This is a genomic window from Streptomyces sp. ISL-98 (assembly GCF_018614055.1).
In the GTDB taxonomy this organism is placed as follows: Bacteria; Actinomycetota; Actinomycetes; order Streptomycetales; family Streptomycetaceae; genus Streptomyces; species Streptomyces spiramyceticus.
Genome location: NZ_JAGGPB010000043.1, coordinates 248,074 through 260,039, shown reverse-complemented (window position 1 = coordinate 260,039; position 11,966 = coordinate 248,074). Strand labels below are relative to the sequence as shown.

Below are 11,966 nucleotides of genomic sequence, written 5' to 3'. Positions count from 1 at the left end.
CGGCGCCGAGGCCGTCGAGAACGCCGTCAAGATCGCCCGTGCGTACACCAAGCGCCAGGCCGTCGTCGTGTTCGACCACGGCTATCACGGCCGTACGAACCTCACGATGGCGCTGACCTCCAAGAACATGCCGTACAAGAACGGCTTCGGCCCGTTCGCCCCCGAGGTCTACCGCGTCCCCGTCGCGTACGGCTACCGCTGGCCGACCGGCGCCGAGAACTGCGGCCCCGAGGCCGCCGCGCAGGCCATCGACCAGATCTCCAAGCAGGTCGGCGCCGACAACGTCGCCGCGATCATCATCGAGCCGGTGCTGGGCGAGGGCGGCTTCATCGAGCCGGCCAAGGGCTTCCTGCCGGCGATCGTGAAGTTCGCCAACGACAACGGCATCGTCTTCGTCGCCGACGAGATCCAGTCCGGCTTCTGCCGCACCGGCCAGTGGTTCGCCTGTGAGGACGAGGGCATCGTCCCCGACCTGATCACGACCGCCAAGGGCATCGCGGGCGGCCTGCCGCTCGCCGCCGTGACCGGCCGCGCCGAGATCATGGACGCCCCGCACGGCGGCGGCCTGGGCGGCACCTACGGCGGCAACCCGGTGGCCTGCGCCGGTGCGCTCGGCTCCATCGAGACGATGAAGGAGCTCGACCTCAACGCGAAGGCCAAGCGCATCGAGGAGGTCATGAAGGGCCGCCTCGCCACGATGGCCGAGAAGTTCGACATCATCGGCGACATCCGTGGCCGCGGCGCGATGATCGCGATCGAGCTGGTGACGGACCGCGACACCAAGGAGCCGAACGCGGCCGCCGCCGGCGCGCTCGCCAAGGCGTGCCACGCCGAGGGCCTGCTCGTCCTCACCTGCGGCACCTACGGCAACGTCCTGCGCTTCCTGCCGCCGATCGTCATCGGCGAGGACCTGCTGAACGAGGGCCTGGACATCATCGAGGCGGCTTTCGCCGGCGTGTGACCTGTGAAGAAGGTGTGGGGGGGCAATGGCGGGATGGAGATCCGCCTGTCGGTCCCCCACCCCCTGACGTACGGTTTCTGCAGATGAGAGAAACACCCCGCTCGCAGGGGACTGCGGGCGGTTCCAGGTCGAGGCACCCCCTGCCCCGCCCTGGCCGTGCCATCGCGCACACCACTGGAGCCACTGGCTCCGGAACTCCTCACGGATCGGATCGCCGCCCGCCCCAAACCCCCCGGGGCGTGCGGCAGCCCGGTCCCGCCGGCTGCCTCGGAACTACCCCCCCTGTTCCCGGGCAGCCGGCTTTCCTCTTTCTGGGGTCTTTGAGGTTTCTCGGGTCGGTGACCGCGGCGCTCGCCCTCTTCGCGCTGATCACCTGGCAGGTCGCGGCCCTCGGCCCCCTGCGCCGCGCGGACGAGCGCCTCGACCGTGCCGTCGTCGGCCGCGGCCCGGCCTCCCTCACCGAATTCCTCGCCGACCTCGGCAATCTGGCGGTCGCGCTGCCTGTCCTGGCCGCGGCCGTCGCGTACGCGCTCCGGCGGGGCAGTCCCCTCCGCGCCTCCGCCGCCGTCCTCGCCATCGCGACAGTGCCCGCCCTCGTCGCCCCGCTCAAGTCCTTGATCGCCCGCCCGGGCCCGCTCACGGCCGAAGCCGGCTACTACCCGTCCGGGCACGCGGCGACAGCGGCCGTCGCCTACTGCGGCGCGGCCCTGCTCGTCTCCGCGTACGTACGCCCCGGCCGCCGATGGTGGCCGTCGTCTCTCGCCGTCGTCCTCACGTTCGCGGCCGGCGTCGGTCTCGTCCTGCGCGGCTATCACTGGCCGCTGGACGTGCTCGGCAGCTGGTGCCTGTGCCTCCCGCTGCTTCTGCTCATTCATCGCCTGCCCGCGCGGCATTCGCGGCGGCCTCGTGCATCGATAGCTCCAGCAGCGAAGGATCGGTGAGCGTGCCGGCCGCGTCCGGCAGGACCAGCCAGCGGACGCCGCCGGCCGTCCTGCCCGGATAGGGCACGACGATCCAGGTGCCGCGGCCCGCACCCCGTACGCCCGTGCCGATCCAGCGGGCGGCCGTGCCCGGCGGCACGAAGAAGCCCAGGCGGGCGTCGCCGAAGTCGGCGAGCACGGGGCCGGGACGGTCCACGAGACGCGTCAGGATGTCGAGGGTCGGGTAGCCGAGCTCTCCCGGCAGGATCAGGACGTCCCAGCGCCTGCCGGCGGGAAGGAGGGCGATTCCCAGCGGGTTCCGCTCCCATTCCCACCGGCAGGCATCGGGATCCGGTGCCACCGATACCAGCCATTCGACCGCGGTCTTTGCCTCCGAGCCGCTCATAGCCCGGCCTCCGTTTCGTGGGTGCACTGGCAGTGCGTTCACGAAGGAGAGAGGCCCGGGACCGGATCATTACGCAGGTTTGGCCACCGGTGGTTGTGCGCCGGGCGCACTCGGCCTGTCAGCTGTCGAATCCCAGGCCCAGCTTGTCCATCGTCTTCAGCCACAGGTTGCTGCGCCCGCCATTGACGTCGTAACGAGCCAGCGACCACTTGGTGATGCCGATGCCCGCCCAGGCGAACGGCTCCGGCGGGAACGGCAGCGGCTTGCTGCGCACCATCTCCAGCTCGGTCCGCTCGGTGCGCTCACCCGCGAGCAGGTCGAGCATGACGTCGGCGCCGAAGCGGGTGGAGCCCACACCGAGCCCGGTATACCCGGCGGCGTACGCCACCTTCCCCGCGTGCGCCGTGCCGAAGAAGGCGGAGAAGCGCGAGCACGTGTCGATCGCGCCGCCCCACGCATGGCTGAAGCGCACGCCCTCCAGCTGCGGGAAGCAGCGGAAGAAGTGGCCGGCGAGCTTGAGGTACGTCTCCGGGCGGTGGTCCAGTTCGGCGTTCAGCTTGCCGCCGAAGGGATAGATGGCGTCGTAACCGCCCCACAGGATGCGGTTGTCGGCGCTGAGGCGGAAGTAGTGGAACTGGTTGGCGCTGTCGCCCAGTCCCTGCCGGTTCTTCCAGCCGATCGAGGCGAGCTGCTCGTCGGTGAGCGGCTCGGTCATCAGCGCGTAGTCGTAGACCGGGACGGTGTACGGGCGGACGCGCTTGACCAGCGACGGGAAGATGTTGGTGCCGAGCGCGACGCGGCGGGCGAAGACCCGGCCGTACGGGGTGCGTACGGCCATGCCCGCCCCGGCCGGGGCCAGGTCGAGGCCCCGGGTGTGCTCGTAGATCCGTACGCCCAGACCGAGGCACGCCTGCTTGAGCCCCCAGGCCAGCTTCGCCGGGTGCAGCATGGCGACGCCGCGCCGGTCCCACAGCCCGCCGAGGAAGGTCGGGGAGTCGACTTCGGCGCGTACGGCGTCCCGGTCGAGGAGTTCGAGGCCGGTGAAGCCGAGCTTGTGCGCCTCGTCGTACATCTCGTGGAGTTCGGCGAGCTGGTGCGGCTCGGTGGCGACGTCGATCTCACCGGTGCGCTCGAAGTCGCAGTCGATGCCGTACGCCGCCACGGCCGCCTCGATCGCGTCCAGGTTCCGCTCGCCGAGCTCCTCCAGTTGTGCGAGCTCGCCCGGCCAGCGGGAGATTCCGTTGCCCAGCCCGTGGGTGAGGGAGGCGGCGCAGAATCCGCCGTTGCGGCCCGAGGCGGCCCAGCCCACCTCGTGCCCCTCTATCAGTACGACATCCCGCTGGGGATCGCGCTCCTTCGCGAGGAGCGCGGTCCACAGTCCGCTGTATCCACCGCCGATGACGAGCAGATCGCAGCGCTCGTCGCCGGTGAGGGCGGGCTGTGGTGCGGGTTTGCCGGGGTCGTCCAGCCAGAACGAGACGGGCTGTGCGTCGGAAAGGGATTGTGCAGCAGTACGCATGGCAACTGGGGCCATGGTTTCCAACTCCTTCAGGGCTTACTGCGGTTGTGCGTTGTTCTTCCGCCGGCTCGACAGGAACTGGCCGGCGAGAACCATCACTACGGCGATGACGAACATGGCCGTACCGATGACGTTGATTTGTACGGGCGTGCCGCGCTGCGCCGATCCCCAGACGAACATGGGGAACGTCACGGTCGAGCCCGCATTGAAATTGGTGATGATGAAATCGTCGAAGGAGAGCGCAAAGGCGAGCAGCGCTCCCGCGGCGATTCCGGGTGCGGCGATCGGCAGGGTCACCCGTACAAAGGTCTGCACGGGCCCGGCGTAGAGATCGCGCGCGGCCTCTTCCAGCCGCGGGTCCATCGACATCACGCGCGCCTTGACCGCCGTCACCACAAAGCTCAGGCAGAACATGATGTGCGCGATGAGGACGGTCCAGAAGCCCAGCTCGGCGCCCATGTTGAGGAAGAGCGTCAGCAGCGAGGCGGCCATGACGACCTCGGGCATGGCCATCGGCAGGAAGATCAGCGAGTTGATCGAGCCGCGCGCCCGGAAGCGGTAGCGGACGAGAGCGAAGGCGATCATCGTGCCGAGGACGGTGGCGCCGACCGTCGCCCAGGCGGCGATCTGGAGCGAGAGGGAGAGCGAGCCGCACAGGTCGGCGACGCCGCACGGGTCCTTCCACGCGTCGGTGGAGAATTCCCGCCAGGAGTAATTGAAGCGGCCGGCCGGCTTGTTGAACGAGAACACCATCACGACGATGTTCGGCAGGATCATGTATGCGAGCGTCAGCAGCCCGGCAATGACGACAAGATTGCGTCGTATCCAGCGCATCAGACCAGATCCTCCGTCCCGGACTTGCGGATGTACACGGTGACCATGCCCAGCACGATCGCCATCAGGATGAAGGAGAGCGCGGCCGCCGTCGGATAATCCAGCACGCGAAGGAATTGCGACTGGATGACGCTGCCGACCATTTTCGTGTCGGTCGATCCGAGCAGTTCCGCGTTGACGTAGTCGCCGCTCGCCGGAATGAAGGTCAGCAGGGTGCCCGATACGACACCCGGCATGGAGAGCGGGAAGGTCACCTTGCGGAAGGTGGTGGCCGGGGTGGCGTACAGGTCGCCCGCCGCCTCGTGCAGCCTGCCGTCGATGCGGTCCAGCGAGGTGTAGAGCGGCAGGATCATGAAGGGCAGGAAGTTGTACGTCAGGCCGCAGACCACGGCCATGGGCGTGGCCAGCACCCGGCTGCCGTCGGTCCAGCCGAGCCAGCTGGTGACGTCCAGGACGTGCAGGGTGTTCAGCACGTCGACGACCGGGCCGCTGTCCGCGAGGATCGTCTTCCACGCGAGCGTACGGATCAGGAAGCTGGTGAAGAACGGCGCGATGACCAGGACCAGGAGCAGACCGCGCCAGCGCCCCGCCTTGAAGGCGATCATGTACGCGAGCGGGTAGCCCAGCAGCAGACACAGCAGGGTCGCGGTACCGGCGTACAGCAGCGACCGTACGAACTGCGGGTAGTACTCCTTCAGCGCGTCCCAGTACGTCTGGAAGTGCCAGGTGACCTCGAAGCCCTTCTCCAGGGATCCGGTCTGCACGGAGGTCGACGCCTGGTAGACCATCGGCAGCGCGAAGAAGACGATCAGCCACAGGATGCCCGGCAGCAGCAGCCAGTACGGGACGAGCCGCTTGCGGGTGGCGGCTTTGCGTACGGGCGGCTGGGCCGGCGAAGGCGCCAGAGACGGCGCGTCGGTGACGGTCACGCGCCCTCCTCCACCGTCTCCACGCCCGCGTCGATGTCCTGGTCCGCGTCGAGTCCGAAGGTGTGCGCCGGGTTCCAGTGCATGACGACCTCGGCGCCCGGGGCCAGGCGGGAGTCGCGTTCTATGTTCTGGACGTACACCTCGAAGTCCGGGCAGGCCGGGCTGTTGACGATGAACTGCGTCGAGACTCCGATGAAGCTGGAGGCGACGATCCGGCCGCTGATCTTGTTGCGGCCGTCGGCGACGGTGCCGACGTCGTCGGCGTGCGCGATCGAGACCTTCTCCGGGCGTACGCCGACGAGCAGCTTGCCGCCGCTGTGGGTCTGCGCCGAACACCGCTCGTCGGGCAGCCGCAGCTTGGAGCCGCCGCAGGTGACCACGATGGTGTCCCCCGAGGTCTCGACGACCTCGGCCTCGATGAGGTTGGACGTACCGAGGAAGTTGGCGACGAAGGTCGTCTTCGGGTTCTCGTACAGATCGGCGGGGGCGCCGAGCTGCTCGACACGGCCCCCGTTCATCACCGCGACCTGGTCGGCCATGGTCATGGCCTCCTCCTGGTCGTGGGTGACGTGCACGAAGGTGATGCCGACCTCCGTCTGGATGCGCTTGAGCTCCAGCTGCATCTGGCGGCGCAGCTTGAGGTCGAGGGCGCCCAGCGGCTCGTCGAGGAGCAGGACCTGGGGGTGGTTGATGAGCGCGCGGGCGACGGCCACGCGCTGCTGCTGGCCGCCGGAGAGCTGGTGCGGCTTGCGGTGGGCGAACGCGCCGAGCTCGACGAGGTCGAGCATGTCGTCGACCTGCTTCTTCACCGACTTGATGCCGCGGCGGCGCAGGCCGAACGCGATGTTCTCGGAGACATCGAGGTGCGGGAAGAGCGCGTAGCTCTGGAAGACGGTGTTGACGGGGCGCTTGTACGGCTGGAGGTCGGTGACGTCCTTGTCGCCGAGCGAGACCGTGCCCGTCGTCGGGTCCTCCAGACCCGCGATCATCCGCAGTGTGGTGGTCTTGCCGCAGCCCGACGCGCCGAGCAGGGCGAAGAAGGAGCCCTGCGGAATGGTCAGGTCGAGGGGGTGTACGGCCGTGAAGGAGCCGTAGGTCTTGCTGATCCCGGAGAGGCGGACGTCGCCGCCCTCTGTCTTCTGCTTCTGCGTCATGGGGTGTGGTCCCAGGGTGTAGAGAGGGGGTCGGACAGCGGGCCGGTTCAGGCGCCGATGAGCTTGGCGAACTTCTCTTCGTACGCCGTCTCTTCCTTGCTGCTGAGCGAGCGGAAGGCACGGGACTTGGCGGCCATCGCCTTGTCCGGAAGGATCAACGTGTTGGTGGCCATCGACTTGTCGATCTTGGCCAGCTCCTCGCGCACTCCCTCGACCGGGCACACGTAGTTGATGTACGCGGCGAGCTGGGCGGCGACGGGCGGCTCGTAGTAGTAGTCGATGAGCTTCTCGGCGTTGGTCTTGTGCCGCGCCTTCGCCGGGACCAGCAGGTTGTCGGTGGAGGTGATGTAACCGGCCTCCGGGATCACGAACTTGATGTCCGGGTTGTCGGCCTGGAGCTGGATGACGTCACCGGCCCAGGCGAGGCAGGCCGCGAGGTCGCCCTTGTCCAGGTCCGAGGTGTAGTCGTTGCCGGTGAAGCGGCGGATCTGCTTCTTGTCGACGGCCTTCTGCATACGGGCGATCGCCGCGTCGAAGTCGTCGTCGGAGAACTTCCCCGGGTCCTTGCCCATGTCGAGGAGGGTCATACCGACGGAGTCGCGCATCTCGGAGAGGAAGCCGACCCTGCCCTTGAGCTTGGGGTCTTCGAGGAGTTGCGTGACGGAGTCGACCTTCTTGCCGCCCGTCGCCTTGGAGTTGTAGGCGATGACGGTCGAAATGCCGGTCCAGGGATACGAGTAGGCGCGGCCCGGATCCCAGTCGGGGGAGCGGAACTGGGAGGAGAGGTTGGCGTACGCGGTCGGCAGGTTCGCCGGGTCGAGCTTCTGCGCCCAGCCGAGCCGGATGAGCCGGGCGGCCAGCCAGTCGGTGACGCAGACGAGGTCGCGTCCGGTGTCCTGACCGGCCGCGAGCTGCGGCTTGATCTTGCCGAAGAACTCGACGTTGTCGTTGATGTCCTCGGTGTACTTGACCGTGATCCCGGTGCGTTTGGTGAACGCCTCCAGCGTGGGACGGGACTTCTCGTCCTCGCTGACGTCCATGTACTCGGTCCAGTTGGAGAAGGTGAGGCGCTTCTCCTTGGCCGAGTGGTCGTCGGAGGCCGCCGCCTCCCCCTCCCGCTTGGCGGGCGGGATACCGCAGGCGCTCAGCGTGCCGAGGCCGCCGACCGTGAGGGCGCCGACGCCTGAGGCGCGCAGCAGCGAACGGCGGGTGAGTGCGCCCCTGCCGCTCGTCGCGCTGCGTCGCATGGCGGCCACCTGGGCCGCTGAGAGGCTGTCGGGCTGGTACTGCTCCATGCGCAAGTGCCCTTTCGGGTGGGTATGGCCGTGGTCAGTCGGCCGGTGCTTATCGGTCCCCGAAGATCGTGCGGTGCCAGTCCTTGCGGGCGACCGCGGTGTTGTCGTACATCACATGCTTGACCTGCGTGTACTCCTCGAATGAGTACGCCGACATGTCCTTGCCGAAGCCGCTGGCCTTGTAACCTCCGTGCGGCATCTCGCTGATGATCGGGATGTGGTCGTTCACCCACACACAGCCCGCCTTGATGTCGCGGGTGGCGCGGTTCGCCCGGAACACGTCGCGGGTCCAGGCGGAGGCGGCGAGCCCGTACGGGGTGTCGTTGGCGAGCTCGATGCCTTCGTCGTCGGTGTCGAAGGGCAGCACGACGAGGACCGGGCCGAAGATCTCGGCCTGGACGATCTCGCTGTCCTGGGGGGCGTCGGCGACGAGGGTGGGCCGGTAGTACGCGCCCTTGGCGAGGCTGCTTTCATTTTCTCTGGCGCCGGGCGCTTCACCGCCGGTCACGACGCGGGCGTACGAACGCGCCCGCTCGACGAAGCCGGCGACCCGGTCGCGCTGGGCGTGGCTGATCAGCGGCCCGAGGTCGGTGGACGGATCGAACGGGTCACCGAGCCGGACGCTCTCCATCAGCTCGGCGACGCCCGCGACGAAGGCGTCGTAGAGCGGCCGCTGGACGTAGGCCCGGGTCGCGGCAGTGCAGTCCTGGCCGGTGTTGATGAGCGAGCCGGCGACCGCGCCGTGCACGGCGGCCTCCAGGTCGGCGTCGTCGAAGACCACGAAGGGGGCCTTGCCGCCGAGTTCGAGGTGGAGGCGCTTGACGGTGGAGGTGGCGATCTCCGCGACGCGCTTGCCGACGGCGGTCGACCCGGTGAAGGAGGTCATGACCACGTCCGGATGCCCGACGAGGTGCTCGCCCACGTCCTTGCCGGCGCCGGTGACGACATTGACGACGCCGTCCGGGATGCCGGCGTCCTTGGCCGCCTGCGCGAACATGATCGAGGTCAGCGGCGTGATTTCGGCGGGCTTCAGGACGATGGTGTTGCCTGCGGCGATGGCCGGCAGGACCTTCCAGGCGGCCATCTGGAGGGGGTAGTTCCAGGGTGCGATGGACCCGACGACGCCGATCGGCTCACGCCGTACGTAGGAGGTGTGGTCGCCGGAGTACTCGCCGGCCGACTTGCCCTCCAAGTGGCGGGCCGCGCCTGCGAAGAAGGCGGTGTTGTCGATGCTGCCGGGCACGTCGAACTCGGTGGTCAGCTTGATCGGCTTGCCGCACTGGAGCGACTCGGCGTACGCGAAATCCTCGGCCTGCTCGGCCAGTACGGCGGCGAAGCGGTGCATCGCCTCGGAGCGCTCGCCGGGTGTGGTGGCGGCCCATCCGGGGAACGCCGCGCTCGCGGCGGCGACCGCCGCGTCGACGTCGGCGGTGCCGGCCAGCTCGTACTCGTAGACCTTCTCGCCGGTCGCGGGGTTCACGACTGCGTGCGTACGGCCCGAGGTGCCGGCCCGCAGCTGTCCGCCGATGAACTGCGCACCGTCCGCGAATCGGTCCTGCACCTGAAGGCGGTTGACCATGGCGCTCTCCGTTGTCCCAGCTCGAATTGAGTGCCGATCCTGACAGAGAGATCCCTTGCCAACAAGGGATTCCGTTGTTGCCTTTTGGTTACGCGACGGAATCGGTCGACCATGTGTCGCGTTGGCCGGTAAATGACCGTACGGAGTGTCCGTGGCGTACGCCGGGGCGGCGTGCAATGCCTACGCCACCACGAAAACCCCAGGTGAGACGGCCACCGACACGCGAGGGGAGGGCGGGGGCGGTGCGGGCGCCGGTGGGGTGCGGGCTGCCTGCGGCGCAGTTCCCCTACCGGCCCCTTCCCGAAGTGGGGGCAAGCCCCCAGACCCAGAACGGGCTGGATTTTCCGGCCGAGCCGGAGAAGCTCAGCCCCTCCGGTGGGGAAAGAAAAAGGCCCCCGACACGCATGGCGCCGGGGGCCGGGGTGGAAGACACGCTCGCTCTAGCGGACGTGCTCCACCACGAGCGAGGAGTTCGAGTACGGGTCGTACTCCTCCGCATCGCGGTCCTTCTGGTTCTGTCCCTCGACGATCGCCCAGACGATGAACCCGATGAACGCCGCGCTGAGCACGAAGCCGACGATGCCCAGGATGATTCCGGCCACCGCCATGCCGTTGTTCGTCGCCTCGCCCCGCTGCACCCGCTTGCGGCCCAGAATGCCGAAGATCAGCGCGAGGATGCCGAGGATGATCCCCAGCCCGTACGCGCAGAAGAACGTGACGGCGATGATGCCGAGCACCATCGCGGTGATCCCGAACCCGTTCGCCGGGCCCTGCTGACCGGCCCAGCCGGGCTGGCCCGCGTATCCCGGGTAACCGGGGTAGCCGCCGGCGCCGTACGGTGCGGAAGGCTGCGGGGTGGCGTACGCCGGGTAGCCGTAGTGGCCCGGGGACGTCGGCGCGGGGCCGGCCGGTGAGACCGGGGGCGGCGGCACGGCGCCCGCACCCGCACCCGTAACTTCGCCGAAGCCCGGCACCGGACCCGCGCCCTCACCCGTGGCGGGCATCGAGGTGACCGTCTGCTGATCGTGAACCGGAGATCCCCCGCCCGCCGGCTTGTCCAGCGGTACCTTCTGCGCCGGCTGCTCCGGCGGGGCCCAGGGGTCCCGCGACCGCTCGGGCGGCGGGCCCGAGGGGTGCTGAGCGTTGTCTGACATGTGTCTCCCCCATCGTGGTTCCGCCATGCTACGGCCTGCGTTCCGGCCAGTACCGCCCGCCTACGATGATCCCTGAACCACCCAGCCCGCCCGTACTCCGGAGGATCCGATGACCGATCTGCACCCCTTCATCGCGGGGCTGCCCAAGGCCGAACTGCATGTGCACCACGTCGGATCCGCCTCCCCCCGCATCGTCGCCGAACTGGCCGCCCGCCACCCGGACTCGAAGGTCCCGACCGACCCCGAGGCCATCGCCGACTACTTCACCTTCACCGATTTCGCGCACTTCATCGAGGTCTACCTCTCCGTCGTGGACCTGATCCGCACCCCGGAGGACGTCCGGCTGCTGACCTTCGAGGTCGCCCGGGACATGGCCCGGCAGAACATCCGGTACGCCGAGCTGACCGTCACGCCGTTCAGCTCGACCCGCCGGGGCATCGACGCGGTCGCGTTCATGGAGGCGATCGAGGACGCCCGCAAGGCGGCGGAGGCCGAGCTCGGCACCGTACTGCGCTGGTGCTTCGACATCCCGGGCGAGGCCGGGCTCGACGCGGCGGAGGAGACGGCGAGGGTGGCCGTGGACCTGCGCCCGGAGGGGCTGGTGTCGTTCGGTCTCGGCGGCCCGGAGATCGGCGTACCGCGTCCGCAGTTCAAGCCGTACTTCGACCGCGCGATCGCGGCGGGCCTGCACTCCGTGCCGCACGCGGGTGAGACGACCGGCCCGGAGACCGTCTGGGACGCGCTGCACGATCTGCGCGCCGAGCGCATCGGCCACGGCACCAGCTCCGTCAAGGACCCCGCGCTGCTGGCCCACCTCGCCGAGCACCGCATCGCGCTGGAGGTGTGCCCGACATCGAACATCGCGACCCGCGCCGTCGCCACACTGGACGAGCACCCGCTCAAGGAGATGGTGGACGCAGGCGTCCTGGTCACGATCAACAGCGACGACCCGCCGATGTTCGGCACGGACCTCAACAGTGAGTACGCGGTGGCGGCCCGCCTGCTCGGCCTGGACGAGCAGGGCGTCGCGGCGCTCGCCAGGAATGCCGTCGAGGCTTCCTTCCTCGACCCGGCCGGCAAGGCACGTATCGCCGCCGAGATCGACGCGTACACGACTGAATGGCTCACCCGCAGACCCTGACCGTCCCCATTCACTACCGGCTTCAATACCGGCGGCTACCGGCTTCACTACCGGCGGCTTCCATACCGGCGACA

At 68.9% G+C, this 11,966-nt stretch carries 11 protein-coding genes; 3 read left to right on the top strand and 8 right to left on the bottom strand.

Going from position 1 to position 11,966, the window contains the following annotated elements:
* The coding region (locus tag J7I98_RS28295) for an aminotransferase class III-fold pyridoxal phosphate-dependent enzyme (protein WP_214927852.1) at window positions 1–961 on the top strand (961 nt) is incomplete at its 5' end.
* A gap of 338 nt (window positions 962–1,299) precedes the next feature.
* Window positions 1,300–1,902, top strand: a complete 603-nt coding sequence (locus tag J7I98_RS28290) for a phosphatase PAP2 family protein (RefSeq protein WP_308377968.1) — start codon at window positions 1,300–1,302, stop codon at window positions 1,900–1,902.
* Here the strand turns inward: J7I98_RS28290 and J7I98_RS28285 are convergent.
* The 8 genes from J7I98_RS28285 to J7I98_RS28250 all read right to left on the bottom strand — a co-directional run bounded on the left by J7I98_RS28285 (window position 1,829) and on the right by J7I98_RS28250 (window position 10,751).
* Complete coding sequence (locus J7I98_RS28285; RefSeq protein ID WP_214927850.1) at window positions 1,829–2,287, bottom strand: bifunctional DNA primase/polymerase; 459 nt, start codon at window positions 2,285–2,287, stop codon at window positions 1,829–1,831. The genes J7I98_RS28290 and J7I98_RS28285 overlap by 74 nt on opposite strands.
* A gap of 118 nt (window positions 2,288–2,405) precedes the next feature.
* Complete coding sequence (locus J7I98_RS28280; protein WP_214927849.1) at window positions 2,406–3,821, bottom strand: FAD-binding oxidoreductase; 1,416 nt, start codon at window positions 3,819–3,821, stop codon at window positions 2,406–2,408.
* Between the two features lie 21 nt (window positions 3,822–3,842).
* Window positions 3,843–4,640 carry an ABC transporter permease gene (locus J7I98_RS28275; RefSeq protein ID WP_214927848.1) on the bottom strand — a complete coding sequence of 266 codons (798 nt, stop codon included), beginning with the start codon at window positions 4,638–4,640 and terminating at the stop codon, window positions 3,843–3,845.
* Entirely contained in the window at window positions 4,640–5,569 is a 930-nt protein-coding gene (locus J7I98_RS28270; RefSeq protein WP_214927847.1) for an ABC transporter permease, read from the bottom strand. Before J7I98_RS28270 ends, J7I98_RS28275 begins: the two co-directional genes overlap by 1 nt.
* Window positions 5,566–6,723 (bottom strand): ABC transporter ATP-binding protein, encoded by a 1,158-nt coding sequence (locus J7I98_RS28265; protein ID WP_214927846.1) that lies wholly within the window; start codon window positions 6,721–6,723, stop codon window positions 5,566–5,568. Before J7I98_RS28265 ends, J7I98_RS28270 begins: the two co-directional genes overlap by 4 nt.
* A gap of 47 nt (window positions 6,724–6,770) precedes the next feature.
* The gene (locus J7I98_RS28260; RefSeq protein ID WP_214927845.1) at window positions 6,771–8,018 is read right to left on the bottom strand and encodes a PotD/PotF family extracellular solute-binding protein; all 1,248 of its coding nucleotides are present in this window, start codon (window positions 8,016–8,018) and stop codon (window positions 6,771–6,773) included.
* A 49-nt stretch (window positions 8,019–8,067) separates the two neighbouring features.
* Window positions 8,068–9,597, bottom strand: coding sequence for a gamma-aminobutyraldehyde dehydrogenase (locus J7I98_RS28255; RefSeq protein ID WP_214927844.1), 1,530 nt, complete (start codon window positions 9,595–9,597; stop codon window positions 8,068–8,070).
* Between the two features lie 440 nt (window positions 9,598–10,037).
* Entirely contained in the window at window positions 10,038–10,751 is a 714-nt protein-coding gene (locus tag J7I98_RS28250; protein ID WP_214927843.1) for a DUF4190 domain-containing protein, read from the bottom strand.
* Window positions 10,752–10,860: 109 nt separating this feature from the next.
* On the opposite strand from J7I98_RS28250, the gene J7I98_RS28245 reads away from it, so the two are divergent.
* Window positions 10,861–11,892, top strand: a complete 1,032-nt coding sequence (locus tag J7I98_RS28245) for an adenosine deaminase (RefSeq protein ID WP_214927842.1) — start codon at window positions 10,861–10,863, stop codon at window positions 11,890–11,892.
* Window positions 11,893–11,966 lie beyond the last annotated feature (74 nt).